This is a genomic window from Williamsia muralis NBRC 105860, from assembly GCF_001598915.1.
In the GTDB taxonomy this organism is placed as follows: domain Bacteria; phylum Actinomycetota; class Actinomycetes; order Mycobacteriales; family Mycobacteriaceae; genus Williamsia; species Williamsia muralis.
The window spans coordinates 559,613-576,437 of the sequence record NZ_BDAP01000001.1; the positions used below are offsets into that span (position 1 = coordinate 559,613).

Below are 16,825 nucleotides of genomic sequence, written 5' to 3' on the forward strand. Positions count from 1 at the left end.
CGTGTCTCATAGCTTCAGCAGGTCGGCATCGTCGACCGAGGCCGAGTGGCGGGTCCGGAAAATGGTCATGATGATCGCCAGTCCGACAACAACTTCGGTGGCCGCGACGACCATGGTGAAGAAGGCGATGACCTGACCGTCCAGGTTGCCGTGCATCCGGGCGAAGGTGACGAAGGCCAGGTTGCAGGCGTTGAGCATCAGTTCCACGCACATGAACACGACCACGGCATTGCGGCGGATCAGTACGCCGGATGCCCCGATCGTGAACAGCAGAGCCGAGACGTACAGGTAGTTCTCGGGATTCATGACCGCCGCCGCCCACCGGCGCGATCCGACTTGGCCGACCCGAGGTTGGGGCCCGCCGGATCCCGGGGCTCGAGAACATCACTCACCGACAGATCGGAGAACGAGCCGTCGGGTAGCAAGGCCGGCATGTCGACGGCGTTGTGCCGGGCGTAGACACCGGGATTCGGCAGAGGTGTGCGGCGCCCGGCTTCGCGAAAGCGTCGGACGGAGAGCTCGCGCTGACTGTCCCGATCGCCGAGGCGTTCGCGGTGGGCCAGCACCATCGCTCCGATGGTCGCGGTGATGAGCAACGCGCCGGTGAGCTCGAACGCCCACAGGTACCGGACGAAGATCAGCTCGGCGAGTCCTTCGACGTTGCCTCCGGTCGCGGCTCCCGGTGAACGGTCCGACACCACCGTCGTCGAGTCGTCGACTCCGGCAAAGGCTGTGACCGTGGCACTTCCGATCCCCGCGATCAGCAGGATCCCGAATCCGAGCCCGGCGCAGATGGCACCGAGTCGTTGTCCACGTAGTGTCTCGACCAGTGAATCGGACGAATCCACCCCGACCAGCATGAGAACAAAAAGGAACAGCATCATCACCGCGCCGGTGTAGACGACGATCTGAGCCACACCCAGGAACAGCGCGCCCTGCGCGATGTAGAAGACCGCAACGATGATCATCGTCATGGCCAGGAACACCGCCGAGTACACAGCCTTGGTTGCGCACACCACACCCAGCGCGCCCAGGACGGCGACAGTGCCGAGTACCCAGAACTGGACCGCCTCGCCCGTGGACGTTCGGGTGAGTGACTCAGCTGCCCACGCTGGGTTCATTGCGGCACTTCGTTTGTGGCGATCACCGAGCCGCGGTAGTAGTCCTCGTCGGTGCTGCCCGGTTGCATCGGGTGGGGCGGTGACTCCATGCCCGGTTCGAGCGGGGCGAGGAGTTTGTCCTTGCCATAGATGAGGTCGGCCCGGTTGTCGTCGGCCATCTCGTACTCGTTTGTCATGGTGAGGGCCCGGGTGGGGCAGGCTTCGATGCACAGCCCGCATCCGATGCAGCGTAGGTAGTTGATCTGATAGACGCTCCCGTACCGCTCACCGGGTGAGAAGCGTTCCTCTTCGGTGTTGTCCGCACCCTCGACGTAGATCGCGTCGGCCGGGCACGCCCAGGCGCACAGCTCGCAGCCTATGCACTTCTCGAGTCCGTCGGCGTAGCGGTTGAGCTGGTGTCGCCCGTGATAGCGCGCCGCCGTCGGAGCCTTCTCCTCCGGATACAACTCGGTGTTGTTCTTCTTGAACATCGACGAGAACGTGACCCCGAAACCGGCAAGTGGTTCAAGCGGATTACGCATCGCTGCTCTCCTTCATCGGAACGGGTTGCGAGGCCGGTGTCGGCTCCGAACGTGTTGTGGCCGGTAGCGCCGATCCGGTTTGTCCCCGCGATGTCTGGCCGGGCCGGCTCTGCCCGGTCAGTGGCGGCACCGGGAATCCTCCGGCCATGGGATCGAACGGTGCGGAAAGGTCGGGGCCTGCGTTCGCCTCACCGGCTCGACGTCGCTTGGAACGACTCATCGCCCAGAACACAGCCAGCAAGGCGATCGCGAAGACCACACCGGCGATGACGTCGACCACTGAACCGATGTCGTGGCCCTCCACCCGCAGAGCACGGATGGTTGCGACGACCATGACCCATCCCAGTGACACCGGGATGAGGATCTTCCACCCCAGCGTCATGAACTGGTCGTAGCGCAGCCGTGGCAGCGTGGCCCGCAACCAGATGAAGAAGAAGAGGAAACCCCAGACCTTGGCGACAAACCAGATCAGTGGGACCCAGCCGGAGTTGGCGCCATCCCAGATCGAAAGGGGCCACGGCGCATGCCATCCGCCGAGAAACATCGTCGCGGCGAGGGCCGATACCGTGGCCATGTTGATGTACTCCGCCAGCATGAACATCGCGAACCGCAGCGATGAGTACTCGGTGTGGAAGCCGCCGACCAGTTCGCCTTCTGCCTCGGGGAGGTCGAAGGGCGCCCGGTTGGTCTCGCCGACCATCGAGAACACATAGACGACAAACGAGGGGAGGAGGAGAAAGACGTACCAGGTGTCGAGTTGACCGTCGACTATCCCCGACGTGGACATGGTGCCGGCATGGAGGAAGACCGCCGCGAACGTCAAACCCATTGCGATCTCGTACGAGATGACCTGCGCCGTCGAACGCAACCCACCGAGTAGTGGATACGTTGAGCCGGAGGCCCATCCGGCGAGAACGATGCCGTACACGCCTACCGAGGTGACGGCGAGGATGTACAGCACGGCCACCGGAAGATCGGTCATTTGAAGTGGTGTTCGGTGACCGAACACCGAGACCACCGGTCCGAACGGGATCACGGCAAACGCCATGATGGCCGGGATGACGGCGATGATCGGCGCGAGCAGATAGATCGGCTTGTCGATCCCGCGGGGAATGATGCCCTCTTTGAGGGCGAGCTTCACACCGTCGGCCAGGCTCTGCAGCAATCCCATGGGCCCGACACGGTTGGGTCCGACGCGGGTTTGCATCCACGCCATCACCTTTCGTTCGGCGAGAATGGCGACCAGTGTGGTCAGCAGTAGGAAGACGAAGACGATCAACGCCTTGGCGAGGATGAGCCACCAGGGGTCGTGGCCGAACTCGGACAGGTCGTTCATGGCCGCACCCCCCCGTCCGCACGGTGGACCTTCACGATGCTGCCGATCGCCGGCCCGAGTTCGGCGTAGACCTGACTGCCCGGTGAGTTCAGCGGCAGCCAGACCACCCGATCGGGCATGTCGACCATGTCCACCGGGAGAGTGATGGCCCCGCGGTCCGTGCTGACCGTGACGAGATCGTCTGCGGCGAGGCCGTTTTCGACGGCGGTGACCGCCGACATGCGTGCCACCGGTCGCCGAGCCGTACCCGCGAGGTGGGGCTCACCGTCTTGCAGACGACCGGAGTCGAGCAACAAGCGCCAGCCGGTCAGGATGGCCTCGCCACGCCGAGCTGTGGGCAGTTCTGCCGCAGAGGCGTCGGGCGCCGGGGCGCCGGCACCCGACCAGGCTCCGAGACCGGCCAACTCAGCTCGGGCTCTGCCAGGGTCGGGGAGCCCGAGATCCATACCCATCTGCCGCGCAATTGCATCGAGGACGCGGAGATCGGGCATCGAGTCGGTGGCGGGCAGTGCGGTTGCGAACGATCTGGGGCGTCCCTCCCAGTCCACGAAGGTGCCGCTCTTCTCGACCACCGGTGCCACCGGGAACACCACGTCGGCGCGATCGGTGACGTCGCTGGTCCGCACTTCCAGACTCACGACGAAAGGTGCGGTGTCCAGTGCGGAGCGTGCGGCGTCAGGGTCGGGAAGGTCGTCGAGTTCGACGCCGCCCACGAGCAGCGCCCCCAGTGACCCGGCACCCGCCGCCGCCAGGATCTGTCCGGTGTCCAAGCCGGGTTCCTCCGGCAGATCGGGCCCCCACACGGTGGCGAGCTCTGCGCGTGCCTCGGGGTCGGCCACGGGCCGCCCACCCGGCAGAAGACCGGGCAGCGCACCGACTTCCAGTGCGCCACGGTCACCGGCTCTGCGGGGGATCCACGCGAGTCTGGCGCCGGTCGCGCGGGATAGAGCGGCCGCCGCCGACAGTGCGCCGCGCACCGACGCGAGGCGTTCGCCGACCACGATGATGGAGCCGGGCCGGGCGAGGGGAGCCGAGTCGGTGAGCGCGGTGAGTGCGCCGGGTTCATCGCCCGGTACCACTGGGATCACCCGGGCCGACAGCTTCTCCAGGCCACGGCTGCGATAGGGCGCGATGGCCAGCACCACCATTCCCTTCGTGCGTACCGCTTTGCGCAGTCGGAGGAACACGATCGGCGATTCCTCTTCGGGTTCGAGGCCGGCGAGTAGTACCGAGGGCGCGTTCTCGAGGTCGGTGTAGGTGACGTCCAGGAGACGTCCGGCCACATGCGCCGCCAGGAACTGTGCCTCCTCGACCGAATGGTCGCGGCTACGGAAATCGATGTTGTTGGTGTGCAGCCCTGTTCGAGCGAACTTGGCGTAGGCATACGCGTCCTCGACCGTTGCGCGTCCACCGACGAGAACCCCGGCCCGACCGCGGGCCGCGCGCAGTCCGCGTGCGGCGATGTCCAGCGCATGTGACCAGGATGCCGGCACCAACTCTCCGTCCGCGTCGCGGATGAGGGGTGTGGTGATGCGGTCGCGAGCAGTGGCATAGGTGAATGCCCACCGGCCTTTGTCGCAGTTCCACTCTTCGTTCACCTCTGGGTCGTCCCCGGCCAGTCGGCGCATCACCTTGCCCCGCCGATGATCGGTGCGCTGTGCGCATCCGCTTGCGCAGTGCTCACAGACGCTGGGGCTGGAAACGAGGTCGAACGGTCGGGCACGAAAGCGATACGCCGCACCCGTCAATGCCCCCACCGGACAGATCTGCACGGTGTTACCCGAGAAATAGGACTCGAATGGTTCGTCTGCCGCGATCCCCACCTGCTGCTGGGCTCCTCGTTCGAGGAGATCGATGAACGGGTCGCCGGCGACTTGTTCGGAAAACCGGGTGCATCGTGCGCACAGTACGCACCGCTCGCGGTCGAGCAACACCTCGCTCGACAGTGGAATCGGTTTGGGGAAGGTACGTTTGACCCCTTCGAAGCGAGACTCTGCCCGCCCGGTGGACATCGCCTGGTTCTGTAGCGGGCACTCACCGCCCTTGTCGCACACCGGGCAGTCCAGCGGGTGGTTGATCAAGAGCAGTTCCATCACCCCACGCTGGGCCTTCTCCGCAATCGGCGAGGTGATCTGGGTGCGCACCACCATGCCCTCGGTTGCCGTGGTGGTGCAGGAGGCGAGGGGTTTGCGTTGACCCTCCACCTCCACCAGGCATTGCCTGCATGCCCCGACGGGTTCGAGCAGGGGATGGTCGCAGAACCTCGGGATCTGTATGCCGATCAGTTCAGCGGCGCGAATCACCAGGGTGCCCTTGGGCACACTGAGCTCGACGCCATCGATGGTGATCGTCACGAGATCGAGGGCCGCCGAGCCCCCCGACGCCGGGCTGTTGTCGACGGCCGTCATCGCGCACCTGCGTTCATGGGAGCACCTGCTGACGCGAACAGTGTTGCTCGCGCCGGATCGAACGGGCAGCCGCCGTGCTCGGCATGGGCCACGTATTCGTCACGGAAATACTTGAGAGACGACATGATCGGGCTGGCTGCACCGTCACCGAGAGCGCAGAACGACTTGCCGAGAATGCTGTCGGAGATGTCGAGGAGCTTGTCGAGGTCGGCTTCGGAACCGCTGCCGTTCTCGAGATCTCGGAGGATCTGCACCAGCCAATAGGTGCCCTCGCGGCAGGGAGTGCACTTTCCACACGACTCGTGGGCATAGAACTCGGTCCACCGCAGAACTGCGCGGACGATGCAGGTGGTCTCGTCGAAGATCTGTAAGGCCTTGGTGCCCAGCATCGATCCGGCTGCGCTGACGCCTTCGTAGTCCAGGGCGACGTCGAGGTGCTCATCGGTGAAGATCGGGGTGGACGAGCCACCGGGGGTCCAGAACTTGAGTTGGTGCCCGGCGCGAACACCGCCTGCGTAGTCGAGCAGCTCGCGCAGCGTGATGCCCAACGGTGCCTCGTACTGTCCCGGATGTGTCACATGGCCGGACAACGAGTACAGGGTGAACCCCGGCGACTTCTCACTTCCCATCGATCGGAACCATTCGTTGCCGTACTGGATGATCGGCGGCACGCTGGCGATGGACTCGACATTGTTGACCACGGTGGGGCTGGCGTAGAGGCCGGCGACGGCGGGGAAGGGAGGACGCAGACGCGGTTGTCCGCGGCGCCCTTCCAGCGAATCGAGCAGCGCGGTCTCCTCACCACAGATGTAGGCGCCGGCACCGGCGTGCACCACCACGTCGAGATGGAAACCACTGCCGAGGATGTTGTCGCCGAGGTATCCGGCGGCGTATGCCTCGGCGACGGCGTTGTGCAATCGGCGTAGCACCGGGACCACCTCGCCGCGCACGTAGATGAAAGCGTGTGCCGCGCGAATGGCATACGCGGCGATGATGATCCCCTCGATCAGCACGTGTGGGGTGGCGAGGAGGAGCGGCATGTCCTTGCAGGTACCCGGTTCGGATTCGTCGGCGTTGACCACGAGGTAGTGGGGCTTGCCGTCGCCCTGGGGAATGAACGACCACTTCATCCCGGTGGGGAATCCGGCCCCTCCCCGTCCTCGCAGGCCCGACTCCTTGATCGTGGCGATGACCGTGTCGGGCTCCATCGCCAGCGCCTTCGACAGTGCCTGGTAGCCCTCGTGTTCGCGGTAGGTGTCGAGCGTCCAGGACTCGGGCTCGTCCCAGTAACGGCTCAGGACCGGTGCCAGTGGCATCTCACACCTCCTTGCTGTCCGTGGTCGCAGTGTGATCGTGCGGCTGCGCATCCGGCGCCGGTGCCGGCTTGTCTGCGGCCGTCCGGGATGCTTCGGCTTCATCTGCCTCACCCGAACGGCCCGCGTAGGGGGAGGCATTGTTCGGAAGGTCTGGGCGATCGGTGGCGGGGGCCTGCATACCCCGGTCCCGGGCGATGAGGAGGCCGGCCAGGCTGGGATCACCGGCACTCCCGGCAGCGTCCGAGCTACCAGGCCGGGAATCAGGGAAACCTGCCAGGATGCGGGCTGTTTCGCGAAAGGTGCACAGCGGCGCACCCCGTGTCGGGGTGACCTGTTCGCCTGAACGCAGTGCGTCCACGAGCTCGCGGCCCGACTCCGGCGTCTGATTGTCGAAGAACTCCCAGTTCACCATCACCACGGGTGCGAAGTCGCACGCCGCATTGCACTCGAGATGTTCGAGCGTGATCGACCCGTCCGCGGTGGTCCCTCCCGGGGCCACCCCGAGGTGGTCGATGAGGTCGGCAAGGATCTCATCACCGCCCATGACCGCGCACAAGGTGTTGGTGCAGACCCCGACCAGGAAATCCCCGGTCGGCCGCCGCCGGTACATCGAGTAGAACGTGGACACGGCGGTCACCTCCGCCGGCGTCAGCTCGAGAAGCCCTCCGCAGAAGGCGATCCCGGCCGGCGTGATGTACCCGTCCTCGCTCTGGACCAGGTGCAGCAGCGGCAGCAGTGCGGACCGCGCATCGGGATATCGGGCGATGATCTCGCGGGCGTCCGGCTCGAGCCGGGCCACCACATCGGCGGGATAGCGCCGCTCCGGTGGCACCGGATCACCGAAGGTGAGGAAGACGGGCTCAGCAGTCATCGGTCCACTCCGCCCATCACAGGGTCGATGCTCGCGACCGCAGCGATCACGTCCGAGATCATCCCGCCCTCGCACATGGCAGCCACCGCTTGCAGATTGGTGAAGGAGGGGTCGCGGAAGTGGACCCGGTGCGGTCGGGTCCCGCCGTCACTGACCATGTGCACACCCAGCTCACCCCGCGGCGATTCGACCGACACGTACACCTGGCCCGGCGGCACCCTCATGCCCTCCGTGACCAGTTTGAAGTGGTGGATGAGCCCCTCCATCGACGAGCCCATGATCTCGGAGATGTGTTCGCGTGAATTGCCCAACCCGTCGCTGCCCACAACAAGATCGGCAGGCCATGCGATCTTCTTGTCCTCCACCATGATCGGGCCGGGGCGCAATCGGTCGAGGCATTGCTCGACGATCTTCAGGGACTCCTTCATCTCCTTGACACGAATCAGGTAGCGACCGTAGGAATCGCACGCCACATCGGTGATCACGTCGAACTCATAGTTCTCGTAACCGCAGTACGGCGCAGACCGTCGGAGGTCGTGCGCCAGACCGGTCGCGCGGAGAATCGGGCCGGTGACCCCCAATGCCATACAGCCGGTGAGGTCCAGGTAGCCGATCCCCTGAGTGCGTGCCTTCCAGATGTAGTTCTCGCTCAACAGGTCTTCCATGTCCCGTAGTCGCCCGGGGAGCACCTCGAGAACTTCGCCGATCTTCTCCACCGCCCCGTCGGGCAGATCTTGAGCCAGACCACCCGGCCGGATGAAGGCGTGATTCATCCGCAATCCGGTGATCATCTCGAAGATGTCGAGGATCAGTTCGCGCTCGCGAAAGCCGAACAGCATGGCGGTCACCGCGCCGAGTTCCATGCCGCCGGTCGCCAGCGCGACCAGATGCGAGGAGATGCGATTCAACTCCATCAGCAACACCCGGATCACGTTCACCCGTTCCGGTATCTGATCGGTGATGTCGAGGAGCTTCTCCACGCCCAGGCAGTAGGCGGTTTCGTTGAAGAACGGCGACAGGTAGTCCATCCGGGTCACGAACGTGACACCTTGCGTCCAGTTGCGGAACTCGAGATTCTTCTCGATACCGGTGTGGAGGTAGCCGATTCCGCAGCGGGCCTCGGTGACCGTTTCTCCTTCGAGGACCAGGATCAACCGCAGCACACCGTGAGTCGAGGGATGCTGCGGCCCCATGTTCACCACGATGCGTTCCTCGCCGGACTCAGCGGCCGAACTCACGATGTGGTCCCAGTCCTGGCCTGTGGCAGTGAACAGGTTGCTGCCCGTGTCGATGTTGTCGCTCATCAGTTGTACGACCTCCGCTGATCAGGCGGCGGTATACGCGCGCCCTTGAACTCCACAGGGATTCCGCCGAGGGGGTAGTCCTTGCGCTGTGGATGTCCCGCCCAGTCGTCCGGCATCTCGATCCGCGTCAGTGACGGATGGCCGTCGAAGACGATGCCGAAGAAGTCGTAGGTCTCGCGTTCATGCCAGTCGGTGGTGGGGTAGATCGCGTGCAGCGACGGGATGTGGGGGTCGGCGTCGGGAACGGCGACCTCGAGCCGGACTCGCCGGTTATGGGTGATCGACATGAGCGGGTAGACCGCATGGAGTTCGCGGCCGGTCTCGTCGGGGTAGTGCACTCCGCTGACACCCAGGCACAGCTCGAAGCGCAACTTCGGGTCGTCGCGCAGTGTCTGTGCGATCACCGGCAGATGCGCGGGAAAGACATGCAGGGTGAGTTCCTCGCGGTAGACCACGATCTTCTCGAGGGCGTCGAAGATCTCGACAGGTGCGTCGGCCTTCTCCAGCGCCTGCCCGAGGGTGTCCACCACTTCGTCGAAGTAGCCACCGTACGGACGAGGAGTGCTGCCCGGCAGGGTGATCGGCCGGATGAGGCGACCGTAACCAGACGTGTCGCCGCTGCCTCGTACGCCGAACAGCCCCCGACGGACACCGATGACCTCGCCGGGAGCGTCGTCGCGGGTGGGCCCGTCATCGGGCGGCGTCATCGGAGCAACCCCTTCATCTCGATGGTGGGGGTGGCGGTGAGTGCTGCGGCCTCAGCGGCTTTGACGGCCTCCACCCGGTCGACCCCGAGCGGCATGTCCTGAATCTTCTCGTGCAGCTTGAGAATGGCGTGCAACAGCATCTCGGGCCGCGGCGGACAGCCGGGCAGGTAGATGTCGACCGGAACGACGTGGTCGACGCCCTGCACGATCGCGTAATTGTTGAACATGCCGCCCGATGAGGCGCAGACACCCATGGCCAGAACCCATTTGGGTTCAGCCATCTGGTCGTAGATCTGCCGGAGCACCGGTGCCATCTTCTGGCTGACCCGGCCGGCGACGATCATCAGGTCAGCCTGCCTCGGCGACGCCCGGAACGCTTCCATGCCGAACCTGGCGATGTCGAAGCGCCCGCCGCTGGTGGCCATCATCTCGATTGCGCAGCAGGCCAATCCGAAGGTGGCGGGCCACAGGGAACCCTTGCGCATGTATCCGGCGAGACCTTCGACGGTGCTCAGCAGGAACCCGCTCGGCAGCTTCTCTTCGAGTCCCATGGTGGTTACTCTCTTTTCGAATGTGTCTAGCAGACAATCAATCCCAGCTCAGGCCGCCCCGCCTCCATTCGTACGCGTAGGCAACCGAGACGTTGAAGATGAACAGCGCCATGGCAATCAAGCCGAACAAGCCGAGCGAGTCGAAGTAGATCGCCCACGGGTACAGGAAGACGATCTCGATGTCGAAGATGATGAAGAGCATGGCTGTGAGGTAGTACTTGACGGGTATCCGCTGGCCGGCAGATAGCCCGGCACTCCCAGAGTCTTTGCCTCGCAGGGGGTTCGGAATGGGTTCTATCCCGCATTCATACGCTTCGAGTTTGGCGCGGTTGTAGCGGCGGGGCCCCACCGCAGAGGCGAGCATTGCCGAAAAGACCGCGAAGGCGGCGGCGATGGCACCGAGAACGAGGATCGGCACGTAGAGATTCATGGCACCGAATCCTCCTTTCCCGCGAGTGGCGGTGGAGCGGCGGTCATCGACCGGGCGGATGAGCACGCTGTCCGAGGGTGCGACCGCACATGGGCTGTGTGTGATCTGAGACACACGCTACTCGTGAGACCTCGGTGCTCGGCAGGGTTCTCGCGGTGACACGGGTTGCCGATTTGTCATCCCAGTTATCTCGATCGCGCATAAATGTGCGGGTCGGAGGGGAGTCAGCGTGAGGGACGCAGGACTTCCACAACGGCCTGGGTGAGGGTGAACGGATCAAGAGGCCGGGGGACAACCGCTTCGGCCTGCGACCAGTTGGCAAGCCAACTGTCCTCGGCACGGCCGGTGAGAACGACCACGGGAGGGCAGCGGTCCACCTCGTCTTTGAGTTGTTTGGCGATACCCATGCCACCCGCGGGAGACGCCTCACCATCGAGGATGACCAGATCGATGCCGCCCTCGTCCATCCTGGCTTGAACGGCGGGCTGAGTTGCCACCTCGACATAGGTGAACGGGGCGAGTCCGGAAGGGGGGTGGTCGCCCAGTGCCTCGATGACCTGCCGGCGGGTGGCAGCGTCGCTGCTGTAGACCAGAACCCGCAGCACATCAAGACGATTGGAACGCGACGGTGCCTCTGTCACCAGGCCGATGCTACGCGCCGGGCACCGTCAGAAACGGGCAGTTGATGAATCTGCGGGGCCGCTGGCAGTCGAGTCGCCATCGGGCCCCGAGGGTGGTGACTGCTTCGGCCCGCCTGGCACGTCGTTCGCCGGCCACCAGAACGCCTTGCGCTGCAACACCGAGAGAGCAGGCACCAGCGTGGGTGCCATCACAAGCGATGCGAGCAGGACACCGATCGCGACTCCCGCGCCGAGCTCCTTCAGGTTGTCGAGTCCGGTGAGTGTGAGCGAGGCGAAGGTCAGCGCCAAGATGGTGCCCGCCGCGGCGACTGTCGGACCGTCGTTGGCGATCGCTATCCGCGCAGCGTCCGGAGGTGAATGGCCGTCGCGGAACTCCTCTCGTAAGCGCTCGGCGAGCAGGATGTTGTAGTCGGTGCCGATTGCGACCACGAACAGATAGAGGACGATCGGCGTCGAGAAGTCGATACCTGCGAGGCCGGCGGCGTGCAGGAAGACGATGACAAGAGCGCCGAGTGTGGCGGCGAAAGTGAGCCCCACACAGATGAGCAGGTTGATCGGTGCGAGAACCGACATCAGGAGCAGTCCGAGGATCACACCGACGATCACCACGGCCACCGGGAACACCAGACCGGTGTCGGAACCGAGCTGTTTGCGCACGTCGACCAAGGTCGACGTCTGTCCGCCGACGTAGACCTCGGCCCCGGGGATCGAATCGTGTGCTGTCTGCCGCACAGGGCCTTCCACCGTGTCGAGAGCGTCGGTTGTGTACGGACTCTGGGTCAAGATGACGTTGATCAGGGCGGCCGTGCCGTCCTGACTGATCCTGGGTGGCTGCACCGACGCCACGCCGGGGACCTTCGCGAGGTTTGCCTCGAGCGTGGCCAACTGGTCCTGTGGGACCGGGCCAGGTGTCTTGACGTACACCTGGGTGGGGCTCAGCGCCCCTGGGGGCAGTGAGTCGGCGAGCGTGTCGAACGCTTGCTGAGACGGTGTGTCCGAGGGCATCTCGGCCAGGGTGTCGTAGGTGGCCTTGTACCCGGTGCTGAAGACCGCCAGCACGATCAGGCCCGCCACCACCGTGCCGACCACGATGATCGGCCGGCCGCCCACGAATCGGCCGATCCCGGCGAATGGCGAGCGTCTGGGGTCGTGGCCCGGTCCGAGGGGCCAGAAGAGATGGCGATGCAGGACGGTGAAAATGGCGGGGATGAGCGTCAGGGCGGTCATCAGCATGACTGCCACGGCGATGATCAGGCCTGGTGCCAGCGAACTGAGTGAGCCCAGCTTGGCGAGGAACAGCGCGGAGAATGCCCCGATCACCGTCAGTGCCGACGACGCGACCACCCGGCCGACAACTCGCGTCGAGAGAATGATCGCCGGATTGTGAGAGTCGCCCTGCCGCAACTCCTCCCGGTAGCGGAAGAGCAGGAAGACGATGTAGTCGGTGCCGACGCCGAAGAGTACGACCACCAGAATCGCGTCGAGGGTGGTGCTCACCTCGAAGTCGAATAGGCCTGCCGCCATGGCTGTCACACCACGAACAGCGATGAAGACCACTCCGATCACGACTATGGGCAGGATCGCGATGATGGGACTGCGGAACACCAGCCCGAGTGTGAGCAGGATGATGACCACCGTCGCAATGGTGATGACCTGCTCGGCATCAGCGTAGGCGGCGTTGCTGTCGACAGATATCGCGGCGTTGCCGGTGAGACCCGCTGCGAGCCCGGTGCCTTCGAGGTCCTTGGTGGCATCGTCGCGCACATCGGCCACCGCATCGTTGACCGTCTCGTCACCGGGCTGCCCGGCGAAGGTCACCTGGAGCGCGGCCACCTTGCCGTCCGGCGAGAACGATTGGGGACTGCCGACGACGCTCGTGACGCCGGGAATCTTGGCGTCCTGCAACGTTGTTGCCAAACCCAGCGCGGTCTGTTGATCATCCGGCGTGAGTGGGGCACCGTCCGGACGAGATACCACCAGGCTGCCGCTGGCCCCGGCCGTGGCCGGAAAGTACTCGTTACCCAACTCCTGAGCGTGGACCGATTCGAACGACGATGGCAGGAAGTCTTGCTGATTGTTGCTCGTGCGGTCCTCGAGGTTGGGCGAGAACAGGATGATCAACACGGCGATGACCACCCAACCGGCGATGAACCGCCACGGATGAGCGACAACTGTGCGGGCGATGACAGCGAACATGGGCACTTCCGTCCGAAGGTCGGGCACGTACATGCTCGCTCCGCGTCTCGCGATCTTGCGCGGGTGCCGTCGCAAGATGTTGCCCGGGTCGAAGCGGGAAAAGCATATCGTCTGACGGCGGGCGAAGGGGGAGAATCCATTGCATGACCAACCCCAACGATGTGACCGGGTCACATGAAGTCGTCGTCGCCCATACCGAGGACAGCATCACCACCTGGACGCTCAACATGCCCGAAGCCCGCAACCCCATCTCAGGCGACGAGGTCGTGTCCCGGATGGTCGACCTTGCCGCGGCCGCCAACGCGGACCGGAACGTACGGGTGGTGATCCTCACCGGAGCGGGGTCGGCGTTCTCGGCCGGCGGCAATGTCAAGGACATGGTGGACCGGGTCGGCATGTTCGGCGGCAATCAGGCCGACATCCAGCACGGCTACACCAGCGGGATACAGCGACTGACGCGGGCAATTTACGGTTGCGAGGTGCCGATCATCGCAGCGGTGAACGGACCTGCAGTGGGCGCCGGATGTGATCTGGCCTTGATGGCAGACATGCGAATCGCTTCGGAGAAAGCCTTTTTCGCGGAGAGCTTCGTGAAGCTGGGCCTGATACCAGGCGATGGTGGAGCATGGCTGCTGCCGCGTGCGGTGGGTGCGGCACGCGCCGCGGAGATGGCCTTCACCGGCGACCGCGTGGATGCGGCGACCGCGCTGGAGTGGGGACTCGTGTCGCGGGTGGTGGCCGCCGACGCCCTCATGGACACCGCCAAACAGTTGGCCGCCCGCGTGGCCTCGAATCCGCCGAATGCGTTGCGTCTCACGAAGAAGCTGTTACGCGAAGCGGATACGCAACACCTCGGCGGCATCCTGGAGTTGTCGGCCGCCATGCAGGCGATCTCGCACGGCACGGCTGATCACCGCGAAGCGCTGTCCGCCTTTGTCGAACGTAGGCCCGGGCAGTTCACGGGAGACTGACGGACCAACTCAAACCCGTTGACGCACAGAGCGGCTGCCACCGGTCCGGTGGCAGCCGCCTGAACGGCTCGATCGGGTCAGAGTAATTCGAGGATGGTCGCGTTGGCCATGCCGCCGCCCTCGCACATCGACTGCAGTCCGTACTGGATGCCCTGCGCCCGCATCCGGTGGATCATCGTGGTCATCAGTCGCGCACCGGACCCGCCCAGCGGGTGGCCGAGCGCCATGGCGCCGCCGTCCGGATTGAGTAGCTTGTAGTCGGCGCCCGTGCTCTTCTGCCAGCCGAGGGACACCGACGCGAACGCCTCGTTGATCTCGAAGGTGCCGATCTGGTCGAGGGACATCCCGGAGCGCTGCAACACCTTCGCGGTGGCCGGGATCGGGCCTTTCAGCATCGTGATCGGGTCGGCGCCCACCACCGCCACCGAATGCACGCGGGCGATGGGGGTCCATCCGTACACCGACGCAAGTTCACTGGTGGTGACCAGAAGCGCGGCAGCGCCGTCGGAGATCTGAGAGGCGTTGCCCGCGGAGATCACCCCGTCTTCCTTGAACGGTGTCTTGAGTCCCGCCAGCTTCTCGAGTGTGCCGCCTCGGCGAACCCCCTCGTCGGTGGTGACCACTGTTGTGGTGCCGTCTTCGGCCGTGACGGTGATGGGTGCGATCTGGTCGACGAAACGTCCTTCATCGATGGCATTGCCCGCCTTCTCGTGGGAGTCGAGGGCGTGCTGGTCCAGATCTGTTCTGCTCAAACCGAATTCCTCGGCGATCATCTCCGCGCCGATACCCTGGTTGAACACGAAGTTGTCGTATCGCTTGCGCACCATCGGCCCGAAGGGTTCGCCGTGTTCGCCACTGGCACGGGCCGCACCCATCACCACACGCGACATCGACTCCACACCGCCGGCAACAGCCACGTCGTAGTGGCCCGCGACAACTCCGGCCGCAGCCAGATGTACTGCCTGCTGCGAAGATCCGCACTGGCGGTCCACGGTGAGCCCGGGCACCGACTCGGGCCAGCCGGCAGCCAGCACCGAATACCGGCCGATGCAGCCGGCCTGTTCACCGACCTGGGAAACGCATCCCCAGATCACGTCGTCCACCCGTTCGGGATCGAGACCGTTACGGGCGGCGAGCGCCTGCAACACCTGGGCGGACAGATCGACCGGGTGGATACCGGACAGGCCGCCACCACGTTTGCCGACTGGACTTCGAACGGCATCGACGATCACTGCATCACGCATTGTTTGTTCTCCTGCTGTTTCGGATCACTGAGATGGGACGGGCTTTCAGATGCCCAGGGATTTGGCGATGATTGTCTTCATGACTTCGCTTGTGCCACCGTAGATTCGGGACACACGCGTGTCCGCATAGAGACGGGCGATGGGGTATTCGGTGACGTACCCGTATCCGCCGTGCAGTTGCAGGCACTTGTCGATCACCCGCCCCGCGCCTTCGGTGCAGAACAGCTTGACCTTGGCCGCATCGGCCACGGTGAGGTCACCCGAATCGTGGAGTTCGAGCGCACGGTCGGCCATCAACACGATGGCTTCGACGTCGGTGGCGCACTCGGCGAGTACGAACTTGGTGTTCTGGAAAGCCGCCAGCGGCTTCCCGAAGATGTTGCGGTCTTTGACGTAGTCCAGCGCATGCCGCAACGCGGCCTGGGCGGCGGCCGACGACTGCAACGCGATCGTCAGGCGTTCCTGCGCGAGGTTGTGGGTGAGGTAGTTGAAGCCCTCGCCCTCCTCGCCGAGTCGGTCTTCTACCGGGACGCGGACGTTGTCGAACGAGAGTTCAGCAGTGTCAGAGGCTTTGAGCCCGATCTTCTGCAGCTTGCGTCCCACCGAATATCCCTGCGATGTGGTGTCGACACACAAGATGCTCAGACCGCCGCGCCGGTTCTCGGGGGTGCTCGCCGCGGTTCGGCAGACCACCAGGACAAGATCGGCAAGGGCGCCGCCGGTGATGAAGGTCTTGGCGCCGTTGAGGAGATAGTGACTGCCGTCATCGGACAGCTTTGCGGTGGTTGCGATGTTGGCCAGATCCGAGCCGGTCCCGGGTTCGGTCATCGCGATCGACGTCATGATGTCGCCGGAGATGAATCCGGGAAGCCAGCGCTTCTTCTGTTCGTCGGTTGCGTACTTCACCAGGTACGGCAGGATGAGGTTCGAGTGAACCGAGTAGGTGCCGAACGTGACACCTGCGCGTGCCGCCTCTTCGGTGACCACGGCACTGAACTTGAAGGTGTCCGCTCCACCTCCGCCGAACTCTTCGGGCGCCTCGATCCCGAGGATGCCCATCTCGCCGAGACGGCGATAGAAGTCGCGGGGCGGATGGCCCTGCTCCTCCCATTCGTGGTGCACCGGTGCGACTTCGCGTGCGATGAAGTCGCGCACCACCTTTCGGAAAGCTTCATGTTCTTCGTCGAACACCGTGCGGAGCATTGCTC

Annotated in this window: 15 protein-coding genes and 1 pseudogene; 1 reads left to right on the forward strand and 15 read right to left on the reverse strand. The window is 64.7% G+C overall.

The window, feature by feature from the left end; genetic code table 11:
- Positions 1-6: 6 nt before the first annotated feature.
- The 13 genes and pseudogenes from nuoK to WIMU1_RS02815 all read right to left on the reverse strand — a co-directional run bounded on the left by nuoK (position 7) and on the right by WIMU1_RS02815 (position 13,402).
- Complete coding sequence (gene nuoK / locus WIMU1_RS02755) at positions 7-306, reverse strand: NADH-quinone oxidoreductase subunit NuoK (protein WP_023956647.1); 300 nt, start codon at positions 304-306, stop codon at positions 7-9.
- Positions 303-1,121, reverse strand: a complete 819-nt coding sequence (locus tag WIMU1_RS02760; RefSeq protein ID WP_062795046.1) for an NADH-quinone oxidoreductase subunit J — start codon at positions 1,119-1,121, stop codon at positions 303-305. Before WIMU1_RS02760 ends, nuoK begins: the two co-directional genes overlap by 4 nt.
- Positions 1,118-1,642 carry an NADH-quinone oxidoreductase subunit NuoI gene (gene nuoI / locus WIMU1_RS02765; RefSeq protein ID WP_023956643.1) on the reverse strand — a complete coding sequence of 175 codons (525 nt, stop codon included), beginning with the start codon at positions 1,640-1,642 and terminating at the stop codon, positions 1,118-1,120. The genes WIMU1_RS02760 and nuoI overlap by 4 nt, the downstream gene beginning before the upstream one ends.
- A 100-nt stretch (positions 1,643-1,742) precedes the next feature.
- Positions 1,743-2,978, reverse strand: a pseudogene (gene nuoH, locus WIMU1_RS02770) (NADH-quinone oxidoreductase subunit NuoH); the annotation flags it as partial.
- Positions 2,975-5,386, reverse strand: coding sequence for an NADH-quinone oxidoreductase subunit G (locus WIMU1_RS02775; protein ID WP_062795048.1), 2,412 nt, complete (start codon positions 5,384-5,386; stop codon positions 2,975-2,977). The gene WIMU1_RS02775 and the pseudogene nuoH, both read right to left, overlap by 4 nt.
- Complete coding sequence (gene nuoF, locus WIMU1_RS02780) at positions 5,383-6,702, reverse strand: NADH-quinone oxidoreductase subunit NuoF (protein ID WP_062795049.1); 1,320 nt, start codon at positions 6,700-6,702, stop codon at positions 5,383-5,385. The genes WIMU1_RS02775 and nuoF overlap by 4 nt, the downstream gene beginning before the upstream one ends.
- 1 nt (position 6,703) lies before the next feature.
- Entirely contained in the window at positions 6,704-7,573 is an 870-nt protein-coding gene (gene nuoE, locus WIMU1_RS02785) for an NADH-quinone oxidoreductase subunit NuoE (protein ID WP_084247966.1), read from the reverse strand.
- Entirely contained in the window at positions 7,570-8,877 is a 1,308-nt protein-coding gene (gene nuoD, locus WIMU1_RS02790; protein WP_062795050.1) for an NADH dehydrogenase (quinone) subunit D, read from the reverse strand. Before nuoD ends, nuoE begins: the two co-directional genes overlap by 4 nt.
- Positions 8,877-9,584 carry an NADH-quinone oxidoreductase subunit C gene (locus tag WIMU1_RS02795; RefSeq protein ID WP_062795051.1) on the reverse strand — a complete coding sequence of 236 codons (708 nt, stop codon included), beginning with the start codon at positions 9,582-9,584 and terminating at the stop codon, positions 8,877-8,879. The genes nuoD and WIMU1_RS02795 overlap by 1 nt, the downstream gene beginning before the upstream one ends.
- Positions 9,581-10,135 (reverse strand): NuoB/complex I 20 kDa subunit family protein, encoded by a 555-nt coding sequence (locus WIMU1_RS02800; protein WP_030168726.1) that lies wholly within the window; start codon positions 10,133-10,135, stop codon positions 9,581-9,583. The genes WIMU1_RS02795 and WIMU1_RS02800 overlap by 4 nt, the downstream gene beginning before the upstream one ends.
- A gap of 37 nt (positions 10,136-10,172) precedes the next feature.
- Entirely contained in the window at positions 10,173-10,565 is a 393-nt protein-coding gene (locus WIMU1_RS02805) for an NADH-quinone oxidoreductase subunit A (RefSeq protein WP_030168728.1), read from the reverse strand.
- 224 nt (positions 10,566-10,789) lie between these two features.
- Positions 10,790-11,206, reverse strand: a complete 417-nt coding sequence (locus WIMU1_RS02810; RefSeq protein ID WP_030168730.1) for a DNA-binding transcriptional response regulator — start codon at positions 11,204-11,206, stop codon at positions 10,790-10,792.
- A 27-nt stretch (positions 11,207-11,233) separates the two neighbouring features.
- Positions 11,234-13,402 (reverse strand): MMPL family transporter, encoded by a 2,169-nt coding sequence (locus WIMU1_RS02815; protein ID WP_084248050.1) that lies wholly within the window; start codon positions 13,400-13,402, stop codon positions 11,234-11,236.
- Between the two features lie 143 nt (positions 13,403-13,545).
- Here WIMU1_RS02815 and WIMU1_RS02820 point away from each other — a divergent pair, with 143 nt between their 5' ends.
- A complete protein-coding gene (locus WIMU1_RS02820) occupies positions 13,546-14,373 on the forward strand; it encodes a crotonase/enoyl-CoA hydratase family protein (protein WP_023956622.1) in 828 nt (275 codons plus the stop codon).
- 77 nt (positions 14,374-14,450) lie between these two features.
- Here the strand turns inward: WIMU1_RS02820 and WIMU1_RS02825 are convergent, their stop codons facing one another.
- Together WIMU1_RS02825 and WIMU1_RS02830 are read right to left on the reverse strand one after the other, a co-directional pair.
- Positions 14,451-15,617 carry a thiolase family protein gene (locus WIMU1_RS02825; protein WP_062795052.1) on the reverse strand — a complete coding sequence of 389 codons (1,167 nt, stop codon included), beginning with the start codon at positions 15,615-15,617 and terminating at the stop codon, positions 14,451-14,453.
- 45 nt (positions 15,618-15,662) lie between these two features.
- Positions 15,663-16,820, reverse strand: a complete 1,158-nt coding sequence (locus tag WIMU1_RS02830) for an acyl-CoA dehydrogenase family protein (RefSeq protein WP_023956618.1) — start codon at positions 16,818-16,820, stop codon at positions 15,663-15,665.
- Positions 16,821-16,825: the final 5 nt, after the last annotated feature.

Bases quoted from the DNA above. Each gene is read 5' to 3' on its own strand.
- nuoK (WP_023956647.1), bottom strand. From the start codon at position 306: ATGAATCCCGAGAACTACCTGTACGTCTCGGCTCTGCTGTTCACGATC.
- WIMU1_RS02760 (WP_062795046.1), bottom strand. From the start codon at position 1,121: ATGAACCCAGCGTGGGCAGCTGAGTCACTCACCCGAACGTCCACGGGC.
- nuoI (WP_023956643.1), bottom strand. From the start codon at position 1,642: ATGCGTAATCCGCTTGAACCACTTGCCGGTTTCGGGGTCACGTTCTCG.
- WIMU1_RS02775 (WP_062795048.1), bottom strand. From the start codon at position 5,386: ATGACGGCCGTCGACAACAGCCCGGCGTCGGGGGGCTCGGCGGCCCTC.
- nuoF (WP_062795049.1), bottom strand. From the start codon at position 6,702: ATGCCACTGGCACCGGTCCTGAGCCGTTACTGGGACGAGCCCGAGTCC.
- nuoE (WP_084247966.1), bottom strand. From the start codon at position 7,573: ATGACTGCTGAGCCCGTCTTCCTCACCTTCGGTGATCCGGTGCCACCG.
- nuoD (WP_062795050.1), bottom strand. From the start codon at position 8,877: ATGAGCGACAACATCGACACGGGCAGCAACCTGTTCACTGCCACAGGC.
- WIMU1_RS02795 (WP_062795051.1), bottom strand. From the start codon at position 9,584: ATGACGCCGCCCGATGACGGGCCCACCCGCGACGACGCTCCCGGCGAG.
- WIMU1_RS02800 (WP_030168726.1), bottom strand. From the start codon at position 10,135: ATGGGACTCGAAGAGAAGCTGCCGAGCGGGTTCCTGCTGAGCACCGTC.
- WIMU1_RS02805 (WP_030168728.1), bottom strand. From the start codon at position 10,565: ATGAATCTCTACGTGCCGATCCTCGTTCTCGGTGCCATCGCCGCCGCC.
- WIMU1_RS02815 (WP_084248050.1), bottom strand. From the start codon at position 13,402: ATGTTCGCTGTCATCGCCCGCACAGTTGTCGCTCATCCGTGGCGGTTC.
- WIMU1_RS02820 (WP_023956622.1), top strand. From the start codon at position 13,546: ATGACCAACCCCAACGATGTGACCGGGTCACATGAAGTCGTCGTCGCC.
- WIMU1_RS02825 (WP_062795052.1), bottom strand. From the start codon at position 15,617: ATGCGTGATGCAGTGATCGTCGATGCCGTTCGAAGTCCAGTCGGCAAA.
- WIMU1_RS02830 (WP_023956618.1), bottom strand. From the start codon at position 16,820: ATGCTCCGCACGGTGTTCGACGAAGAACATGAAGCTTTCCGAAAGGTG.